The organism is Bacillus sp. YP1, from assembly GCF_000877815.1.
GTDB classification, from domain to species: Bacteria; Bacillota; Bacilli; order Bacillales; family Bacillaceae; genus Bacillus; species Bacillus subtilis.
In genome coordinates this window covers 3,778,853-3,797,784 of sequence record NZ_CP010014.1, presented here as the reverse complement: position 1 = coordinate 3,797,784, position 18,932 = coordinate 3,778,853, and the positions used below count along the sequence as shown (strand labels likewise).

Annotated in this window: 20 protein-coding genes and 2 pseudogenes; 18 read left to right on the top strand and 4 right to left on the bottom strand. The window is 45.4% G+C overall.

Annotated elements, in window-relative coordinates; genetic code table 11:
• The 7 genes and pseudogenes from walK to QF06_RS21625 form a co-directional block, all read left to right on the top strand.
• Window positions 1-1,836: a cell wall metabolism sensor histidine kinase WalK gene (gene walK / locus QF06_RS18660; protein WP_009968432.1), complete on the top strand. Its 1,836-nt coding sequence runs from the start codon at window positions 1-3 to the stop codon at window positions 1,834-1,836.
• Complete coding sequence (walH, locus tag QF06_RS18655; RefSeq protein ID WP_041850604.1) at window positions 1,826-3,193, top strand: WalRK two-component regulatory system regulator WalH; 1,368 nt, start codon at window positions 1,826-1,828, stop codon at window positions 3,191-3,193. Before walK ends, walH begins: the two co-directional genes overlap by 11 nt.
• The gene (walI, locus tag QF06_RS18650) at window positions 3,180-4,022 is read left to right on the top strand and encodes a WalRK two-component regulatory system regulator WalI (RefSeq protein ID WP_003244037.1); all 843 of its coding nucleotides are present in this window, start codon (window positions 3,180-3,182) and stop codon (window positions 4,020-4,022) included. The genes walH and walI overlap by 14 nt, the downstream gene beginning before the upstream one ends.
• Window positions 4,023-4,043: 21 nt before the next feature.
• Window positions 4,044-4,838 carry an MBL fold metallo-hydrolase gene (locus QF06_RS18645; protein WP_003226939.1) on the top strand — a complete coding sequence of 265 codons (795 nt, stop codon included), beginning with the start codon at window positions 4,044-4,046 and terminating at the stop codon, window positions 4,836-4,838.
• A gap of 81 nt (window positions 4,839-4,919) precedes the next feature.
• Window positions 4,920-6,122 carry a serine protease HtrC gene (htrC, locus tag QF06_RS18640; protein ID WP_041850281.1) on the top strand — a complete coding sequence of 401 codons (1,203 nt, stop codon included), beginning with the start codon at window positions 4,920-4,922 and terminating at the stop codon, window positions 6,120-6,122.
• 19 nt (window positions 6,123-6,141) lie between these two features.
• Window positions 6,142-6,271: pseudogene (locus QF06_RS21960) on the top strand (hypothetical protein).
• A gap of 27 nt (window positions 6,272-6,298) precedes the next feature.
• A pseudogene (locus QF06_RS21625) lies at window positions 6,299-6,451 on the top strand (ATP-binding protein); the annotation flags it as partial.
• Here the strand turns inward: QF06_RS21625 and rocR are convergent.
• A complete protein-coding gene (gene rocR / locus QF06_RS18635) occupies window positions 6,433-7,818 on the bottom strand; it encodes an arginine utilization regulatory protein RocR (RefSeq protein ID WP_041850282.1) in 1,386 nt (461 codons plus the stop codon). The pseudogene QF06_RS21625 and the gene rocR sit on opposite strands and share 19 nt — an antisense overlap.
• A gap of 240 nt (window positions 7,819-8,058) precedes the next feature.
• Here rocR and rocD point away from each other — a divergent pair, with 240 nt between their 5' ends.
• The 3 genes from rocD (at window position 8,059) to rocF (ending at window position 11,853) form a co-directional block, all read left to right on the top strand.
• Window positions 8,059-9,264 carry an ornithine aminotransferase gene (rocD, locus tag QF06_RS18630; protein ID WP_041850283.1) on the top strand — a complete coding sequence of 402 codons (1,206 nt, stop codon included), beginning with the start codon at window positions 8,059-8,061 and terminating at the stop codon, window positions 9,262-9,264.
• Between the two features lie 222 nt (window positions 9,265-9,486).
• Entirely contained in the window at window positions 9,487-10,890 is a 1,404-nt protein-coding gene (locus QF06_RS18625) for an amino acid permease (protein ID WP_003242721.1), read from the top strand.
• Window positions 10,891-10,962: 72 nt separating this feature from the next.
• The gene (gene rocF / locus QF06_RS18620; protein WP_003226959.1) at window positions 10,963-11,853 is read left to right on the top strand and encodes an arginase; all 891 of its coding nucleotides are present in this window, start codon (window positions 10,963-10,965) and stop codon (window positions 11,851-11,853) included.
• A 34-nt stretch (window positions 11,854-11,887) separates the two neighbouring features.
• Here the strand turns inward: rocF and QF06_RS18615 are convergent, their stop codons facing one another.
• Window positions 11,888-12,004 (bottom strand): Phr family secreted Rap phosphatase inhibitor, encoded by a 117-nt coding sequence (locus QF06_RS18615; protein WP_003226961.1) that lies wholly within the window; start codon window positions 12,002-12,004, stop codon window positions 11,888-11,890.
• Window positions 12,005-13,102, bottom strand: coding sequence for a response regulator aspartate phosphatase RapG (gene rapG / locus QF06_RS18610; RefSeq protein WP_017695778.1), 1,098 nt, complete (start codon window positions 13,100-13,102; stop codon window positions 12,005-12,007). It abuts the gene before it with no gap.
• A gap of 110 nt (window positions 13,103-13,212) precedes the next feature.
• Between rapG and QF06_RS18605 the strand changes: the two genes are divergently transcribed.
• The 6 genes from QF06_RS18605 (at window position 13,213) to fdhA (ending at window position 17,563) form a co-directional block, all read left to right on the top strand.
• Complete coding sequence (locus QF06_RS18605; RefSeq protein WP_038828994.1) at window positions 13,213-13,683, top strand: GNAT family N-acetyltransferase; 471 nt, start codon at window positions 13,213-13,215, stop codon at window positions 13,681-13,683.
• A gap of 141 nt (window positions 13,684-13,824) precedes the next feature.
• Window positions 13,825-14,562: a hypothetical protein gene (locus tag QF06_RS18600; RefSeq protein WP_043940252.1), complete on the top strand. Its 738-nt coding sequence runs from the start codon at window positions 13,825-13,827 to the stop codon at window positions 14,560-14,562.
• A gap of 10 nt (window positions 14,563-14,572) precedes the next feature.
• Complete coding sequence (locus QF06_RS18595; protein WP_043940251.1) at window positions 14,573-15,736, top strand: hypothetical protein; 1,164 nt, start codon at window positions 14,573-14,575, stop codon at window positions 15,734-15,736.
• A 15-nt stretch (window positions 15,737-15,751) separates the two neighbouring features.
• On the top strand, window positions 15,752-16,000 hold the full coding sequence (locus QF06_RS18590) for a DUF2651 family protein (RefSeq protein WP_043940250.1): 249 nt from the start codon (window positions 15,752-15,754) through the stop codon (window positions 15,998-16,000).
• Between the two features lie 103 nt (window positions 16,001-16,103).
• Window positions 16,104-16,274, top strand: coding sequence for a hypothetical protein (locus QF06_RS21620; protein WP_043940249.1), 171 nt, complete (start codon window positions 16,104-16,106; stop codon window positions 16,272-16,274).
• A gap of 62 nt (window positions 16,275-16,336) precedes the next feature.
• Complete coding sequence (fdhA, locus tag QF06_RS18580; RefSeq protein WP_082044612.1) at window positions 16,337-17,563, top strand: formaldehyde dehydrogenase, glutathione-independent; 1,227 nt, start codon at window positions 16,337-16,339, stop codon at window positions 17,561-17,563.
• A gap of 33 nt (window positions 17,564-17,596) precedes the next feature.
• Here the strand turns inward: fdhA and QF06_RS18575 are convergent, their stop codons facing one another.
• Window positions 17,597-18,010: a hypothetical protein gene (locus tag QF06_RS18575; RefSeq protein ID WP_043940247.1), complete on the bottom strand. Its 414-nt coding sequence runs from the start codon at window positions 18,008-18,010 to the stop codon at window positions 17,597-17,599.
• A gap of 184 nt (window positions 18,011-18,194) precedes the next feature.
• On the opposite strand from QF06_RS18575, the gene QF06_RS21615 reads away from it, so the two are divergent.
• Both QF06_RS21615 and rlmH read left to right on the top strand, forming a co-directional pair.
• Window positions 18,195-18,365 carry a CxxH/CxxC protein gene (locus QF06_RS21615; protein WP_003236479.1) on the top strand — a complete coding sequence of 57 codons (171 nt, stop codon included), beginning with the start codon at window positions 18,195-18,197 and terminating at the stop codon, window positions 18,363-18,365.
• Between the two features lie 80 nt (window positions 18,366-18,445).
• The gene (gene rlmH / locus QF06_RS18570) at window positions 18,446-18,925 is read left to right on the top strand and encodes a 23S rRNA (pseudouridine(1915)-N(3))-methyltransferase RlmH (protein ID WP_003226975.1); all 480 of its coding nucleotides are present in this window, start codon (window positions 18,446-18,448) and stop codon (window positions 18,923-18,925) included.
• Window positions 18,926-18,932: the final 7 nt, after the last annotated feature.

The window sequence follows — 18,932 nt, the reverse complement described above, 5'->3', positions numbered from 1 at the left end:
ATGAATAAGGTTGGTTTTTTTCGGTCGATCCAATTTAAGATTACCTTGATTTATGTGCTTTTGATTATCATTGCCATGCAAATCATTGGTGTGTATTTTGTCAATCAGGTAGAGAAGTCGCTGATCAGCTCTTATGAACAATCGCTGAATCAGCGAATCGACAACCTTTCTTATTATATCGAACAAGAATATAAGAGCGATAACGACAGTACCGTCATAAAGGATGACGTCAGCCGTATTTTGAATGACTTCACGAAAAGTGATGAGGTTCGGGAAATTAGCTTTGTAGATAAAAGCTATGAAGTGGTCGGTTCTTCAAAGCCGTACGGTGAGGAAGTGGCTGGGAAACAAACGACCGATCTGATTTTCAAAAGAATTTTTTCTACCAAACAGTCGTATTTAAGAAAATATTATGACCCGAAAAGCAAAATCAGAGTTCTTATTTCCGCGAAGCCTGTCATGACTGAAAACCAAGAGGTTGTCGGTGCGATCTATGTTGTCGCGAGTATGGAAGATGTCTTTAATCAAATGAAGACGATCAACACGATATTGGCGTCCGGCACAGGTTTGGCACTTGTTTTGACGGCTCTTCTCGGTATTTTTCTGGCAAGAACCATTACCCACCCGCTTTCAGATATGCGAAAGCAGGCGATGGAGCTTGCGAAAGGGAATTTCTCGAGGAAGGTTAAAAAGTACGGGCATGATGAAATTGGGCAGCTGGCCACAACGTTTAACCACTTAACGAGAGAGCTTGAAGATGCCCAGGCGATGACTGAAGGAGAACGCAGAAAGCTAGCCTCTGTCATTGCTTATATGACAGACGGCGTTATCGCCACAAACCGAAACGGAGCGATTATTCTCTTAAACAGCCCGGCGCTGGAACTGTTGAACGTTTCACGTGAAACAGCCTTAGAAATGCCGATTACGAGTTTGCTGGGGCTTCAAGAGAATTATACTTTTGAAGATTTAGTGGAACAGCAGGATTCTATGCTGCTTGAAATTGAGCGCGATGATGAATTAACGGTGCTTCGCGTGAATTTCTCTGTGATTCAAAGGGAACACGGCAAAATTGATGGTTTAATCGCTGTCATTTACGATGTAACCGAACAAGAGAAAATGGATCAGGAACGCAGAGAATTCGTTGCGAATGTATCACATGAGCTGCGGACGCCGCTTACGACAATGCGCAGCTATTTAGAAGCGTTAGCTGAAGGCGCGTGGGAAAATAAAGACATTGCTCCGCGCTTCTTAATGGTGACGCAAAATGAAACAGAGCGTATGATCCGGCTTGTCAATGATCTGCTTCAGCTGTCGAAATTTGACAGTAAAGATTATCAATTTAACCGGGAATGGATTCAGATTGTCCGGTTTATGTCACTTATTATTGACCGTTTTGAAATGACAAAAGAGCAGCATGTGGAGTTTATCCGCAATCTGCCGGACAGAGATCTGTATGTCGAGATTGACCAGGATAAAATAACGCAGGTGCTCGATAATATTATTTCTAACGCTTTAAAATATTCACCGGAAGGCGGACATGTCACGTTCTCGATTGATGTCAATGAAGAGGAAGAACTTCTCTATATCAGCGTGAAGGATGAAGGGATCGGCATTCCGAAAAAAGATGTCGAAAAAGTCTTTGACCGCTTCTACAGGGTGGATAAAGCGAGAACGAGAAAGCTTGGCGGCACCGGTCTGGGATTGGCGATTGCCAAGGAAATGGTACAGGCGCACGGTGGAGATATTTGGGCGGACAGCATAGAAGGAAAAGGCACGACGATTACATTTACTCTTCCATATAAAGAGGAACAAGAGGATGATTGGGATGAAGCGTGAAAATATAAAAACGATATTACTTACGGTACTCGTCGTCATCAGTCTTGTTTTTACATGGGGGATATGGACGTTCCAGCCAAACTTTTCTGAAGGCTCATCCTCAACAGAGTCTACTGTTCGTGTGAAACATAAAATCGAAAAAACCACCCAAAAGCTGTCTGAAACGGTAAGGCCAAGGGACATGTTTATCCATGATGACGGCGCTCATTACAAAGTGGATGACAATGCCCTCTATGAAGAAATCTGGTCTGATTTGCCACATTGGGATGTAAAAGGAATTAAAGATATTTCGGATCAGTATGACAAGTCTGGATTCAAGAGCTGGTTTTATGGAATAGGCGGTTCTGAAGCCAAGCTTGACTTGCAATTCAGCGATACGATTCCGATTGATATTTTCCAAACGCTGTTTAAATGGTCTAATCAGTCGTTTGAATACAGTTCGTTTGACCATATTCTGATCCCGTTCAATGAAACAAAAGCAAACAAGAAAATCTATTTGGTGTCTTACAGCAAACAGCTCATTCTTGAAGTGACGGTTGAATCAGCAAACTACAGGAACATTATGAACGACTTGAAAAACAGGCAATCAAATATGCCGGCGTTCAGTTTGTTCTCCATTGGCTCAAAGAAAGAGTTCTTGCTGCCGAACAAACCGCTTACGATGGACAAAAAAGAATTTGTCACAGAATCGATTAAAACAAATACCTTTAAGCAGGCTTTGTTTAGTGATCCGAGCATTGTAAGAGAAGATTCGAATTACAACAACAGAAATGTGCTGACAGATGGGATCAGCCGGTTAGATGTGAATCTAAGCCAGCGACAGGTGCAATTTCAGCAGCGCAATTTGGTGCAGAGCACATCCTATCAAACAGGTGAATTAATCAAAAAGAGCCAAAAATACCTTGAGGATACCGGAAGCTGGACGGATCACTATCAATTTTTCAATATCAATGACAGCCAGCAGTTGAGCTTCTATATCTTTATGGATCAGATCCCGGTCATTAACAGCACCGCCAAACCTTTCGGGGCGACATCGGCGATTTCGGTGCAATGGGCGAATGATGATATTCTCAGCTATAAGCGGCCGAATTACAGTCTCGGAACGAATCCGATTAAAACAAGTGAAACAGAGCTCATGAGCGGCAGCGAAGTGAGGATGCTGCTTTCGAAACAAACCGCTTATGATACGGACAAAATTGATCAGATCTTCCTTGCTTATCAATTGGTATCAACATCAACCAACGACGATCCTCTCGTTGAACTGGAACCGGTTTGGGCGATGAAAGTAAATGGAAAAATTGTGCCGATTACAAAGGATTTATTGAGGAAGGAGGGGGCTAACAGTGGAGTGGAATAAGACAAAATCAATCTTCATCGTTGCCTTCCTCATTTTAGATATTTTCTTAGGCTATCAGTTTTTTCAAAAATGGCAGGCTACCGGCAAAGAATATGAAGTCATTAAAAATGATGTCGAGCATGACATGAAGGCCGATCATATCACGTATGAAGGTTTGAATAAGGAAGCGACAGAAGGCTATCGGATCACGGCAAATCAAAAGTCTTTCTCCAAGGAGGAAATTGAGGCGCTGAAGGATCAAAAGCCTTTGATGGACATGCCTAGTGATGATCATAAAGTAACGAGCCTGAAAATGAAGTTTGCAAATCCAATCGCACTATCAAAGAAGGATATCGAGGACGATGCTCAGGCACTTGTTTCTTCGAAAATTCAAGATGGCGAAAAATATAAGCTTTGGAAGGTTGATAAATCGAAGAAAGAAATTATTTTCTTCCAAACGTACGAAGGCCATTATATTTACCAAAAGACCGACAATCCCTCTAATATGATCGGGCAAGTGGTGCTGCACTTAAACGGTAAAAACGAGGTTGTGTCATACGACCAGACTACGCTTGAGACCTTCAAGCAAATCCAGAAAGAAAGCTTAATTACTGAAATGGATGCGGTTGAGCTATTGTACTATCAAAATCAATTAAAAGAATACAGCACTGTGAAGAGCTGTAAATTCGGCTATGTAGCACAATATCCGCTGACAAGTACGCAGGTGCTGGCGCCGGTATGGAGAATTACGGTCGAGTACGAGAAAAAAGTGAACGGTGAGAAAAAGACAGTACAAGAGTATTTTACTGTGAATGCTTTGGAGAGTACGATTTTAGATACAGATCAATGAAAATAATGGAGTGAGACAAACATGAGCTTGCAATTTAGCGTACTTGCGAGCGGGAGTACGGGAAATGCGTTTTACCTCGAAACAGAGGATCACGCATTTTTAGTGGACGCCGGTTTGAGCGGAAAAGCCATGGATGGGCTGATGGCGCAGATCGGGCGTAAGCTGGATGATGTAGACGGCATTTTTGTGACGCATGAGCATAGTGACCATATTAAGGGCCTTGGTGTCGTCGCCAGAAAGTACAAGCTGCCGATCTATGCGAATGAGAAGACTTGGAAAGCGATGGAGAATCAAATCGGCAAAATTGACACCGATCAAAAGTTTGTATTTCCAATGGAGACGGTGAAGTCGTTTGGCGGACTTGATGTTGAATCGTTTGGCGTCTCCCACGATGCGGCGGAACCGATGTTTTATGTGTTCCATTATAACGGCCGAAAGCTCGCGTTAATGACAGATACGGGATATGTCAGCGACCGGATGAAAGGCATTATCCGTTCAGCGAATGTATTTGTGTTTGAAAGCAATCACGATGTCGGTATGCTGCAAATGGGGAGATACCCATGGAGCATTAAGCGGCGGATTTTAAGTGACGTCGGGCACGTGTCAAATGAAGATGCTGCCTTGGCGATGACGGATGTCATTGGCGATGAGACGTCTCGTATTTACCTGGCGCATTTGAGCCAGGACAACAACATGAAGGAGCTGGCAAGAATGTCTGTGCAGCAGACATTGGCTTCTAAAGGATTTGTGACGGGTGAGACATTTGACTTATACGACACCGATCCGAAGAAGGCCACTCCGCTTTGCGCTGTATAATTTTTCTATGTAAATCATGACTATTCTAGGAGCTTCTAACCCACAATATAACCATATTAACGTTCTTGGAAAGGATGGAATATGGTGGATTACGAACGTGAGGAAGAACATACTACTCCTGAACAGCCAAAGAGAAGCAAAAAAGGATATTTTCTTTCGAGTCTGATTGGCGTGATTGTCGGTGCCGTATTAATGGCGTTTATCATGCCGTACCTTTCAAATGAAGGGCTGGATACAGGCGCCTTAGATCAGCAGCAAAACAACAATGGCCGGGAATCAATCAGGACGGTAAATGTCAGTGTCAACAATGCCGTCACCAAGATTGTCAGCAATGTGTCGCCCGCCGTTGTCGGTGTTGTGAACATCCAAAAATCAGATATTTGGGGAGAGAGCGGCGAGGCTGGAAGCGGCTCAGGCGTCATCTATAAGAAAAATGACAACTCCGCTTATGTCGTGACCAACCATCATGTCATCGAAGGCGCTTCCCAAATTGAAATCAGCTTGAAAGACGGCTCACGCATATCAGCTGAACTTGTCGGCAGCGACCAGCTGATGGACCTTGCCGTTTTACGGGTGAAAAGCAATAAAATTAAAGCAGTCGCCGATTTCGGAAATTCAGATAAAGTGAAGTCTGGCGAGCCGGTTATTGCGATCGGGAATCCGTTAGGCCTTGAGTTTGCAGGTTCTGTCACACAAGGCGTCATCTCAGGTACGGAGAGGGCGATCCCAGTGGATTCAAACGGTGATGGACAGCCTGACTGGAACGCAGAAGTCCTGCAAACAGATGCGGCCATTAACCCTGGGAACAGCGGCGGTGCTTTGTTAAATATGGATGGGAAGGTCATTGGCATCAATTCAATGAAAATTGCCGAGTCGGCGGTTGAAGGGATTGGCCTGTCGATTCCATCTAAGCTCGTGATCCCTGTGATAGAGGATTTAGAGAGATACGGAAAGGTCAAACGCCCGTTCCTTGGGATTGAGATGAAATCGCTAAGCGACATCGCAAGCTATCATTGGGATGAAACATTAAAGCTTCCTAAGAATGTTACCAATGGAGCGGTTGTGATGGGTGTAGACGCCTTTTCACCTGCCGGAAAAGCGGGGCTGAAGGAACTGGATGTCATCACGGAATTTGACGGATACAAAGTAAATGATATTGTTGACCTGCGAAAACGGCTTTATCAGAAAAAAGTCGGTGACCGGGTGAAGGTGAAGTTTTACCGCGGCGGAAAAGAAAAATCTGTAGACATCAAGCTGTCCTCCGCAGACCAATTAGGCAGTTAATAAAAGCAGTCTGGCATCGTTGCCAGGCTGTTTTGATATGCAAAAAAACTGAACGGGGGTCACGCCCGTTCAGTTGAAAAGGATATATCGAATATGAAGAAAAATACAAGATGGATGTTACACGTGAAACAGCAGCAAATGGCTGTTAGCTGCAAATACCTTCATTTTCAGCATTCTCCCGAAAATATGGAGGGTCGGGATTAGGCCTTGCCATAACGAAATCGATTATCGACAATCACAATGGGACGATTGAAGTGAAAAGTGAAATCGGCAGAGGCACTGTTTTTCTGATCAGGCTTCCTGCTCCGGATTATTCGTTAGACGAGTGAGAAAATTTCTTCAGCCGATATTGGAGGCTTTGTCTGCTGATGCCAAGCTCCTGAGCAGCTTTCGAGATGTTATGGCCGTGTTTTCTTAACACGTTCTCTATCACATATTTTTCGAAGCTTTCCATTTTTTCTTTTAAGTCCGCGGCCGGCTGGTGTCTTGGTGTTTCAGGCTCTGGGATGTCAGCCGGCTTGATTTTCATGCGATATTGATAGGGCAGATGGGAAGCCGTAATCGTTTTCTCGTCCGTCATGAAATTCATGGCGCCTTCAATCATATGCTCAAGCTCGCGAATATTTCCCGGCCAGTCATAAGAAAGGAAAAATTGCTTCACGTCTTCGCTAATGTGTTCAACATTCATTTGGAACAGATGGTTGTTTTTCTGGATGAATTCCGATGCGAGAAGCAAAATGTCTTCTTTTCGTTCCCGAAGCGGTGGGATGATCAGCGTCACGACACTCAGCCTGTAATACAAGTCCTTCCGCATTCGTTCGCCGGCAATCGCGTCAATTGGATCTTCATTCATCGTGGCAATAATACGTACGTCAATCGGTGTATCCTTTGTTGACCCGATGCGCCTGATTTTCCGTTCTTGAAGGGCGCGTAGCAGCTTTGCCTGAAGGCTGAGATTCAGCGAGTTGATTTCATCTAACAGCAGCGTCCCGCCGTGGGCTTGTTCAAACAGGCCGGGCTGGTCGACAGCGCCGGTAAACGCGCCTTTTTTCGTCCCAAACAAAATGCTTTCCACAAGGCTGTCTGGCAGTGCCGCACAGTTTTGCGAAATAAACGGGCCGCCAGAACGATCGCTTCCATTATGGATACTTTGCGCGAACAGTTCTTTTCCTGTGCCGGTTTCGCCTGCGAGAAGGACAGATGATGACGTACGGGTTGCCCGCTTGGCGTTTTCGATGACGTCTTGAATGGCCGGACTGGTGCCGAGAATACTGTCAAACGTATAGGTTGTGCTGCCTTTTTTGTTCATATTCTCCCTGATCAGCCGTTCCAGCTTTGTCACATCCTTGGCAATTTCAACGGCGCCCCTGATTTTGCCGTCTTGGACAATGGGATATGTATGATTGATCGTCGTAATTTCCTGGCCTTTATTATTGAAATAGCTCTGTTTGACGTTTTTAATCGTCTTGCCTTCCTGAAGAGCCTGTACCAGTGTGCTGTCCTGCTGCTTTGAAAACATAAACACATCCATCAGGTTTTTATTCAGGACGTCATGCTTCTCCATATCTTCAATCTGCATCATTTTATTGTTATAAACGATTGTGTTTCCATGCTCGTCTACCACGTGCAGGCCAACATCGATTTCATCTAAAATGCTCTGAAAAACCAATGTGAGGAATTCGCTGTCTTTGACCACTGTATGAACCTCCCCCAATTATTTTCTTAATATTGCTTCTATTTTATAAAAAAATGGAGAGGATATGCAAAAGAATTTTGCACTTGCTGGAATTTTCGCTCGAAATATCAGAATGTTTTTGCACCTTGTCCTCGAAAATTGTAGAAAACACACGAATTCTTGATTTGGCACAGAACTTGCATTTATATAAAGGGAAAGCAGGATAACATGTTGAAACAGAAAACAAGGGGGAATTCAAATATGTCAGCTTTATCTAAATCCAAAGAAATTATTGATCAGACGTCTCATTATGGAGCCAAGAATTATCATCCGCTCCCGATTGTTATTTCTGAAGCGCTGGGTGCTTGGGTAAAGGACCCGGAAGGCAATGAATATATGGATATGCTGAGTGCTTACTCTGCGGTAAACCAGGGGCACAGACACCCGAAAATCATTCAGGCATTAAAGGATCAGGCTGATAAAATCACCCTCACGTCACGCGCGTTTCATAACGATCAGCTTGGGCCGTTTTACGAAAAAACAGCTAAACTGACAGGCAAAGAGATGATTCTGCCGATGAATACAGGAGCCGAAGCGGTTGAATCCGCGGTGAAAGCGGCGAGACGCTGGGCGTATGAAGTGAAGGGCGTAGCTGACAATCAAGCGGAAATTATCGCATGTGTCGGGAACTTCCACGGCCGCACGATGCTGGCGGTATCTCTCTCTTCTGAAGAGGAATATAAACGAGGATTCGGCCCGATGCTTCCGGGAATCAAACTCATTCCTTACGGCGATGTGGAAGCGCTTCGACAGGCCATTACGCCGAATACAGCGGCATTCTTGTTTGAACCGATTCAAGGCGAAGCGGGCATTGTGATTCCGCCTGAAGGATTTTTACAGGAAGCGGCGGCGATTTGTAAGGAAGAGAATGTCTTGTTTATTGCGGATGAAATTCAAACGGGTCTCGGACGTACAGGCAAGACGTTTGCCTGTGACTGGGACGGCATTGTCCCTGATATGTATATTTTGGGCAAAGCGCTTGGCGGCGGTGTGTTCCCGATCTCATGCATTGCGGCGGACCGCGAGATCCTAGGCGTGTTTAACCCTGGCTCACACGGCTCAACATTTGGCGGAAACCCGCTTGCATGTGCAGTGTCTATCGCTTCATTAGAAGTGCTGGAGGATGAAAAGCTGGCGGATCGTTCTCTTGAGCTTGGCGAATACTTTAAAAGCGAGCTTGAGAGCATTGACAACCCGGTTATTAAAGAAGTCCGCGGCAGAGGGCTGTTTATCGGTGTGGAATTGACGGAAGCGGCACGTCCGTATTGTGAGCGTTTGAAGGAAGAGGGACTTTTATGCAAGGAAACGCATGATACAGTCATTCGTTTTGCACCGCCATTAATCATTTCGAAAGAGGATTTGGATTGGGCGATAGAGAAAATTAAGCACGTGCTGCAAAACGCATAAATCCGCACCATGGCGGGATATTCACTTCGTTTGTATAAATTTACAACAGAAAAATCAGCACTCCCTATTTGCTCAGCTACAGTATTTTAGTATAATGTATCTTTATGAGAAGAAGTGAATTTTATATTAAATAGATAGAGACTCTTTGGACAGCAAACTGGGATAGCACCATGCAGATGTTCCAGCTTAGATCCAATACAAGTTGCTGAAGGGGTGCAGAATGTGAATACAAACCAAGATAACGGAAATCAGCTCCAGCGGACAATGAAATCACGCCATTTGTTCATGATTTCATTGGGCGGAGTGATCGGAACCGGTTTCTTCCTTGGAACCGGGTTTACCATTAACCAAGCGGGACCGCTCGGCGCGGTTCTGTCCTATTTAGTGGGCGGCTTTATCATGTTTTTGACCATGCTCTGCTTAGGAGAGCTGGCAGTCGCCTTTCCTGTGTCGGGGTCCTTCCAGACCTATGCCACGAAATTTATCAGCCCGGCCTTCGGGTTTGCGTTCGGCTGGCTGTACTGGCTCGGCTGGGCGGTTACATGCGCCATTGAATTTTTATCAGCGGGGCAGCTGATGCAACGCTGGTTTCCGCATATAGACGTGTGGATCTGGTGTCTGGTCTTTGCGGCACTGATGTTTATTTTAAATGCGATCACCACAAAAGCCTTTGCGGAATCTGAATTCTGGTTCTCAGGTATTAAAATTTTGATTATCCTTTTATTTATTATTCTCGGCGGAGCTGCCATGTTTGGCCTGATTGATCTGAAGGGTGGAGAGCAGGCGCCGTTTTTGACACATTTTTATGAAGACGGGTTATTTCCGAACGGCATAAAGGCAATGCTGATTACGATGATTACCGTGAACTTTGCGTTTCAGGGGACTGAGCTGATCGGGGTTGCAGCCGGAGAAAGTGAAGACCCTGAAAAAACGATTCCACGGTCAATCAAACAGACAGTATGGAGAACGCTTGTCTTCTTTGTGCTTTCCATCATTGTCATTGCCGGCATGATTCCGTGGAAACAGGCGGGTGTCGTGGAAAGTCCATTTGTTGCCGTATTTGAGCAAATCGGAATCCCATATGCAGCTGATATCATGAACTTTGTTATTTTAATCGCGCTGTTATCTGTTGCGAATTCAGGTTTATACGCATCGACACGTATTCTGTATGCGATGGCGAATGAAGGACAAGCCTTCAAAGCGCTCGGCAAAACAAATCAGCGCGGTGTGCCGATGTACTCGTTAATCGTAACGATGGCTGTGGCCTGCCTATCCCTTCTGACAAAGTTTGCGCAGGCTGAAACTGTATATATGGTACTGTTATCTTTGGCGGGCATGAGCGCGCAGGTCGGCTGGATTACAATTTCGCTTTCCCAAATCATGTTCAGACGCAAATATATCCGTGAGGGCGGGAAGATAGAAGATTTGAAATTTAAAACACCGCTGTACCCGGTGCTTCCGCTGATCGGCCTAACGTTAAATACGGTCGTGCTCATCAGTCTTGCATTTGATCCGGAGCAGCGTATCGCGCTGTATTGCGGCGTACCGTTTATGATCATTTGCTACATCATTTATCATGTCGTCATTAAAAAACGCCAGCAGGCGAATCGTCAGCTAGAGCTTTAAAACGTTGTCCGCAAGTCATCTTTGTTATAACCCGCATAGGACATTATCTTAAATGTTGAGGTGGAATCACAGATGGATAAAACGATTTCGGTTATTGGAATGCCAATGGATTTAGGACAAGCACGACGCGGAGTGGATATGGGCCCGAGTGCCATCCGGTACGCTCATCTGATCGAGAGGCTGTCAGACATGGGGTATACGGTTGAAGATCTCGGTGACATTCCGATCAATCGCGAAAAAATCAAAAATGACGAGGAACTGAAAAACCTGAATTCCGTTTTGGCGGGAAATGAAAAACTCGCGCAAAAGGTCAACAAAGTCATTGAAGAGAAAAAATTCCCGCTTGTCCTGGGCGGTGACCACAGTATTGCGATTGGCACGCTTGCAGGCACAGCGAAGCATTACGATAATCTCGGCGTCATCTGGTATGACGCGCACGGCGATTTGAATACACTTGAAACTTCACCATCGGGCAATATTCACGGCATGCCGCTCGCGGTCAGCCTCGGCATTGGCCACGAGTCACTGGTTAACCTTGAAGGCTACGCGCCTAAAATCAAACCGGAAAACGTCGTCATCATTGGCGCCCGGTCACTTGATGAAGGGGAGCGCAAGTACATTAAGGAAAGCGGCATGAAGGTGTACACAATGCACGAAATCGACCGTCTTGGCATGACAAAGGTCATTGAAGAAACCCTTGATTATTTATCAGCATGTGATGGCGTCCATCTGAGCCTTGACCTGGACGGGCTTGATCCGAACGACGCACCGGGTGTCGGAACCCCTGTCGTCGGCGGCATCAGTTACCGGGAGAGCCATCTGGCTATGGAAATGCTGTATGACGCAGGCATCATTACCTCAGCCGAATTCGTTGAGGTTAACCCGATCCTTGATCACAAAAACAAAACGGGCAAAACAGCAGTAGAGCTGGTAGAATCCCTGTTAGGGAAGAAGCTGCTGTAATAAGAAAACCCCCGCACCCGCGGGGGTTTTTCATTTATCCAATCATTTTTTCAGCGACTTTCATTTCCTGTGAGTGGGTTTGATGGTCTGCAATAAACCAACCTGATAAAATCACCGCTGCGACGCCTGCGCCAATCAGAAATCTTTTCATTTATATAACCTCCGTTCGTTTAATCAGTTCTTCAATCTGTAATGCTTCATAAAAAAAGTGGGCAGCTTCTTTGTAAAGCTCAAGTTCCCTATACCGTTCGCCAGCCAAAATGGAAAGTTCTCTTACACTGTCATACTCTTTCTCGGACAACAAGTCATCCATATGTTGTTTGCATAAGTGAAACGTTTCCGCATGACCCCCTTCTGCATAAATGGCATATAAAATGTCTATTTTTGCCTCACATATTCTATTCGGCTCAGCAGTCAATTTTTCCTTCACGTCTTGGTAATAAGATAAGGCCTGTTCTTTCTTTTTGATCTTAAACAGTTCTCGTATCAGCAAGTAGGCAGAATGATAATAATAGGCGGAGCGGGCATACTCATCGTTCCGTAGAGCCTCCTCTAATTTCGAAACCGCTTCTTCTGATTTGCCGCTTTGCGCATGAAGAAGGCCGAAGTTATGCAAAAGCTGGGCTTCAAAAAAATGATCCTCTAATTCACTCGTGATCCGAATTGCTTCGTCCAAGTAAGCCTCAGCTTCTTCAAACTGGCTCATCTCTGTAAAATTGCCTGACATGGTAATCAGCGCTGAAGCCAGCTTCTTTTTATAATCAGTCTCTTCCCTGAACGTTTTGACCGCTTGCCGTGTATGATTGAGGGATACAATATTTTGTCCCAGCTTATAATAGAGCTTTCCGACCTTCAGGTGAAATTCGGCTTTTTCAATCGGATCGGGAATGTTGTCGAGATACTGCTCTGCATCTTTATACAGCCCAATGGCAATGTCATAATTATTTTTATAGGCCTCATACATGCCTTCAAACAGAAAAAAGTAATATTTCAGCATGTCAGACGTAGCATTCATATGAGAAGGCTCCTCATGCTGAAAGCCCTGTCCTCTCGCCTCGTGAAGCAAAACCTTGTGGCGCAGTTCCAATAAGGAGAAGTAGGCCAGCACCTCCTGATCCTCTTCCATGTCATCCAATAAAGGCTTCACTTCTTCAAATAAACGGGAGGACTCTTCCACTTCATGTTTCTTGATAGCAAGGTACCAATCGTTGAGCATGCTAGCGATTTCTGCGGGTGCGATCTTATTCATGTGAAACTCCTTTCTCTAGTGACTTATCAATCTCAGTTGCTTATTCTGATAGTAACACCTCTTTCTATTTTATGTAAAATCCTCTAGTCAATATATGAAGGAGAGATGATATGACAATTATGCTGAGCCCTATGCAGACAGAAGAATTTCGGTCTTATCTCACGTACACAACAAAGCATTACGCGAAAGAAAAGGTAAAAGCGGGAACATGGCTGCCTGAAGATGCACAGCTTTTGTCTAAGCAGGCGTTTTCTAATCTGCTTCCGAGAGGGCTGGAAACACCCCATCACCATTTGTGGAGCCTCAAGCTGAATGAAAAGGATATCGTTGGCTGGCTCTGGATACATGCTGAGCCGGAACATCCGCAGCAGGAAGCGTTTATTTATGATTTCGGGTTATATGATCCGTATCGGGGAAAGGGCTACGCAAAGCAAGCATTGGCGGCATTAGATCAAACGGCACGCAGTATGGGAATCCGCAAGCTGTCCCTTCATGTCTTTGCTCATAATCAGACGGCGCGAAAGCTATATGAGCAAACCGGATTTCAAGAAACAGACGTAGTGATGAGCAAGAAGCTTTAACGAAAAGGGCCTGTTAAAGGCCTTTTTCTGTAAACGATTTCTAAAAATTCTGTAAATAACCTAGTTACTTTCCTTATTTTCCTAATATAATGTGGGTGAGGAAATTACCTTTCCTACACTCACAAGAAAAGAGGAGATGTAATGAAGTTGAAGAAACGAGTGTCGATGTTTTTGGTAGCGCTTACAATGTGCGGCGGCCTGTTTGTTTCTCCCGCCAAAGCCGTAAAGACCACAAATTATGCTGAAGAAATCGCCGCACTGCAGCCGGGCACGACACCGGAAGAAATCATGAAATCTGCCAGCCAGATTGCCAAACAGCAGCACGTAAAGCAGGACGTTATCCTAAAACAGTTCTATAAGGAAATCACGGCTGATAAAGCAGAGGGAGAGCGGCTCGCCAAGGAAAGCGGCATGTCTATCATGGGCGGGTCGTCCGGCACGAAAAAACTCCCGACAAGCACGAAAGGCAATATCTATTACACGAACTCCTACACAGCCTACTACAATCACGGCCACGTCGGCATGTACTCCGCTGCTGACAAAATTGTTGAATCTGTCCCGAGCGACGGAGTCAGGCAGATCGCGTATAATGCCAGAGACGTGGAAGACAACTCCATTGTGCAAACCGTCAGCGTATCCTCATCTCAAAAAACAGCTGTTGCCGACTGGGCGGTATCAAAAGTCGGCGACCCATACTCATTTAACTTCGTCAATAACAGAAATACCGGCCATGACGGCGCCAAAAACTGTTCAAAGCTCCTATGGTCTGCCTTTTTGCTGAAAGCAGGCATTGATATAGACAGCAACGGAGGCTTAGGCGTGTATCCGCGCGACATCACTAGTTCTTCTTATACGACAACCATTATGACCATTTACTAAGGAGAAGGATATGAAAAAGTGGATGATTACCATCGCCATGCTGATTTTCGCAGGAATCGCACTATTTGTCTTCATTTCTCCTCTCAAAAACCATAAAACCGTGAGTCAGCAGGATCTCAGAAACCCCGATTTCCTGGATGGCAAAGAAGTCCTGCTGTATTTTTCATCCTCTGCAGATCAAGATGCATTTGGCGGCGGGAAAAGCTACGCCCTGTTTATCAGCCAGGACGGGACGCTGTCTTCCTTTAAGATGAAGGGCCTTGAGCTGGGCTCAGCCAAGGTTCACGGCGACAGTGTGATGCTGGAGGACAAAAACAAGATTTATACGATCAAAAACGGTCTGCGCTCCCATAAAAGAACCTATCAGCACACAGGCGACAGCGCGGGCTTTCTGCAAAACACGGACGGCTTTTACACCTTATACAACTCCGGCTACGACAAAAAGAAAGACGGATACCGCTCAGAGCTGTACCGGCAGATGGACGGTGAGTGGAAAAAAGACGTCATCTCCTACTACATCCGGGCCTCCGGTTTTCATGAGGGTGCGATTTTCGCACTTGTCCCGACAGCTGACGAAAAAGGCTATCAGCTCCTTCAGATTCAAGCGGATCAGAAGAAGCTCACCTACCACAACATAACGGAATGGCAGTACAGGGAAGGAGCCTCAGTCGAATCCCAACTTGCCGTGGACGACCAAGCGGTTTATGTTATGGTTCGCGGTCAAAAAGCCCGCAATCTCTATCAAATGGTCAAGATCAACAAAAAAAGCGGCGAAGTCGAGCTGCACGACATCGCCGAATACAAAAACGACGAACAAACGATATACAGCTCCATGCCCTTCAGCTTTAAAAACAGCTTTTTCCCTTATGACGGGAACCTGTACTTCATTGACGGCTTCGGAAAGGTGTACAAAATCGATGCTAAGACAGGAAAAACAAGCATCGCCTTCACCCTTTCCCGAGACAAAATGAAAGCCGATTTCAAAGAAATCACCCAAAAAGGCAGCAGCCTCTATTTCTTCACATACACGTATCACAAGCCTGCCTACATTGAACAGTACAATCTGAAAACCGGAAAGAAAATGAAAGAAAAAGAGATTGGGAAGGTAAAGGATGTCGTGACGCCGAAGAGTCATTTGAAGCTGTATGATGTTGAGGTGATGAAGAGGTTTTAAGGCAAGGAGGGTAGTATGGGAGCCATCGCCGTTTTATTTATCGTTTTTGGTTTTCCGATCATCGCAGGTGTATTTGGTATAGCGGGTCATTTTTTATTTAAAAGATTTTGGGTGGCACCGCTCATCGTTCTTATCGCGAGCTTGATATTGTTAGTTACGTTAGCTTCGGGCAATAGCTCATTCATGTTTTGGGTTGTTATGTATACGGGGATTGCATTAGTAACCAGTATTGTCACATTATTTCTCAGGAAATTTTTTGAGTGATCTCAAATTATGAAGAGACTGGTATGAAGTCTCTTTTTTTGTTGAACCGAAGTTTGCAGAGATTTTGGGTATGTTTTAGAAACGAATCTAAAGGAGGAATTACATGAAAACCAAACGGGTTATTCTTCTGGCAGTTATGATCTGCCTGGTTTCGGCCATTACTGTGTTCTTGTTAAATGGATGTAAAGTCGACTTCTTAGACATCGGCGGAACCATTATTGGATGCTTTCTTGGCATATTTGTTGTTGTAAGAATACAGAAAAAACAGTCGTGAAAAAGGGAAAGAGTCATGCCGAACCGAAGTCATGTTCAAGGACGGAGAGTCCAAACACATGAATGGGAGGAATGGCGTTGACAGGAAACAAAGCGGTTGTGTACAAAGGCAAAGGGACTGTAGCGGTGGAGGATATCGGTTATCCGGAGTTAATCTTGAGGGACGGGCCCGGCGTCCCGAAGGCGAATGTGAATCGAAAATGTGAGCATGGGGTTATTCTCAAAGTCATTACAACCAACATTTGCGGGAGCGACCAGCATATGGTCAGAGGCCGCACAACGGCGCCTGAAGGCTTGGTGCTCGGACATGAAATCACCGGAGAAGTTATTGAAACGGGGCGTGATGTCGAATTTATCAAAAAGGGTGATATCGTATCCGTTCCTTTCAATATTGCCTGCGGACGCTGTGTGATGTGCAGAACGCAGAAAACGCATGTGTGCCTGAATGTCAATCCGGACCGTCCGGGATCGGCTTACGGCTACGTCGATATGGGCGGCTGGGTCGGCGGCCAGTCTGAATACGTCATGATGCCATACGCTGACTTTCAGCTTTTGGTATTCCCTGATAAAGAACAGGCGCTAGAAAAGATTCTCGATTTGACCATGCTGTCCGACATTTTCCCGACCGGCTTCCACGGAGCTTACACAGCGGGCGTGCAAACAGGTTCAACCGTTTACATCGCGGGAGCGGGGCCTGTTGGCTTGGCAGCTGCACACTCCGCTCAGCTCCTAGGCGCCTCAACCGTGATTGTCGGCGATCTGAACGAAGACAGACTGGCACAGGCGAGAAGCTTCGGCTGTGAAACGGTCAACGTGCAAAAACACGACCGCCTCGGCGAGCAAATTGAACAAATACTAGGTGAACCAACCGTTGATGCGGCAGTGGACTGTGTCGGCTTTGAAGCATCCGGCCACGGCAATCAAGGAGAAGCGCCAGCCGCCGTGCTGAACTCGATCATGGACGTCACTCAGGTCGGAGGCAGCCTTGGCATTCCAGGCTTATACGTGACCGAAGATCCCGGCGCAAAGGATGCGGACGCCAAAACAGGCTCATTAAAAATCCGCTTCGGACTCGGCTGGGCCAAAGCCCACACCTTTGTTACCGGACAAACCCCTGCTATGACATACAACCGCAATTTGATGAAAGCGATTCTGAGCGGCAGAGCGCAAATCGCAAAGGCCGTCAACGCTACTGTCATTTCTCTGGACGACGCGCCAAAAGGCTACAGCGACTTCGACAAAGGCGCAGCCAAAAAATTCGTGATCGACCCGCATGGAACATTGAAGTAAAAGAAAAAGCCGGACGTTCTCAGAACGCCGGCTTTATTGCTGATAATCCGTTTCTTCAAATCGATTTCCCGTTTCATCCTGTACGATGAATTCCCCTTCGATTTTGTCCAGTCCAATCAAAATATAAGGGTTTTTCTCATTTGCCGTAGGAGCAGGTTTTCGTTTCACAGTTACAATCGTTTCTTTAGGTGAGAATTTGACGTCTGACACTTCAAGCTTCTTATCTTTCTCGCTGCTTCCGAGAGACACAATAACCATTTTTCTTCCTTCTAAAATGGTGAAGACTTGATATCCTTTTACATCATCATGCATTTGAAGGTAATTAGCGTATATTTCTAAGTCTGGACTGCCCTCACTGATTCGATCCTTCTCCAACACCCAATAAGACGGCTGACACCCAGCAAGCAGCAACATGATCACAAAAAGCCAAACCCATTTGAGCTGCAAATGTAGACCTCCCCACACATCGGTTACATCCAAACTAACATACGGGCGAAATAGAGTCATCAACAGCTTGTTTGTCGAATTGTGGATAAAACTCAGCCCGAAGCACTACTAACATGTGAATAAATAGGTTATATTGAGAAGAGAACAATTGTAAAAATGGAAGAAAACATCGGAGGATTTGAACATGAAACAAACGTATTATTCCTGTGAAGAACACATCGAAACCGTGCTAGATATGTATATAGACGACCACGAGCTGCCGCCCGAAATCAGAAAAATCGAACATACTAACAGCTTATCCACAGCCTGTGAATTATGTGGAGACCCCGCAGTATATATAGTGGGGAACGAATGATCTTACACAAAATACAGAAAAGATATCCACAATTGTGGACAACATATATGAATAACTTGTTTTTAAAGTGGGGATGACCTGTGAATATCAATATTGTGACAATCGGAAAACTAAAAGAAAAATACCTCAAGCAAGGCATTGAAGAATACACCAAACGACTTTCGGCCTACGCAAAAATCGACATCATCGAACTCCCGGACGAAAAAGCGCCGGAAAACCTAAGCGACCAGGACATGAAAATCATAAAAGACAAAGAAGGCGACCGCATCCTATCAAAAATCAGCCCCGACGCCCACGTCATTGCCCTCGCCATCGAAGGAAAAATGAAAACATCCGAAGAACTAGCCGATACAATAGATAAGCTGGCTACATATGGAAAAAGCAAAGTCACCTTCGTCATCGGCGGATCACTCGGATTGAGTGACGCGGTAATGAAGCGAGCGGATGAGAAGCTGTCGTTCTCGAAAATGACGTTTCCTCATCAATTGATGCGGCTCATACTGGTGGAGCAGATTTATCGGGCTTTTCGGATTAATCGTGGGGAGCCTTATCATAAGTAGAGGCAAA

Excerpts from the sequence above, each read along its gene's own strand:
- walK (WP_009968432.1), top strand. The coding sequence starts at position 1 with ATGAATAAGGTTGGTTTTTTTCGGTCGATCCAATTTAAGATTACCTTG.
- walH (WP_041850604.1), top strand. The coding sequence starts at position 1,826 with ATGAAGCGTGAAAATATAAAAACGATATTACTTACGGTACTCGTCGTC.
- QF06_RS18645 (WP_003226939.1), top strand. The coding sequence starts at position 4,044 with ATGAGCTTGCAATTTAGCGTACTTGCGAGCGGGAGTACGGGAAATGCG.
- htrC (WP_041850281.1), top strand. The coding sequence starts at position 4,920 with ATGGTGGATTACGAACGTGAGGAAGAACATACTACTCCTGAACAGCCA.
- rocD (WP_041850283.1), top strand. The coding sequence starts at position 8,059 with ATGTCAGCTTTATCTAAATCCAAAGAAATTATTGATCAGACGTCTCAT.
- rocF (WP_003226959.1), top strand. The coding sequence starts at position 10,963 with ATGGATAAAACGATTTCGGTTATTGGAATGCCAATGGATTTAGGACAA.
- QF06_RS18615 (WP_003226961.1), bottom strand. The coding sequence starts at position 12,004 with ATGAAAAGATTTCTGATTGGCGCAGGCGTCGCAGCGGTGATTTTATCA.
- rapG (WP_017695778.1), bottom strand. The coding sequence starts at position 13,102 with ATGAATAAGATCGCACCCGCAGAAATCGCTAGCATGCTCAACGATTGG.
- QF06_RS18605 (WP_038828994.1), top strand. The coding sequence starts at position 13,213 with ATGACAATTATGCTGAGCCCTATGCAGACAGAAGAATTTCGGTCTTAT.
- QF06_RS18600 (WP_043940252.1), top strand. The coding sequence starts at position 13,825 with ATGAAGTTGAAGAAACGAGTGTCGATGTTTTTGGTAGCGCTTACAATG.
- QF06_RS18595 (WP_043940251.1), top strand. The coding sequence starts at position 14,573 with ATGAAAAAGTGGATGATTACCATCGCCATGCTGATTTTCGCAGGAATC.
- QF06_RS18590 (WP_043940250.1), top strand. The coding sequence starts at position 15,752 with ATGGGAGCCATCGCCGTTTTATTTATCGTTTTTGGTTTTCCGATCATC.
- QF06_RS21620 (WP_043940249.1), top strand. The coding sequence starts at position 16,104 with ATGAAAACCAAACGGGTTATTCTTCTGGCAGTTATGATCTGCCTGGTT.
- fdhA (WP_082044612.1), top strand. The coding sequence starts at position 16,337 with ATGGGAGGAATGGCGTTGACAGGAAACAAAGCGGTTGTGTACAAAGGC.
- QF06_RS21615 (WP_003236479.1), top strand. The coding sequence starts at position 18,195 with ATGAAACAAACGTATTATTCCTGTGAAGAACACATCGAAACCGTGCTA.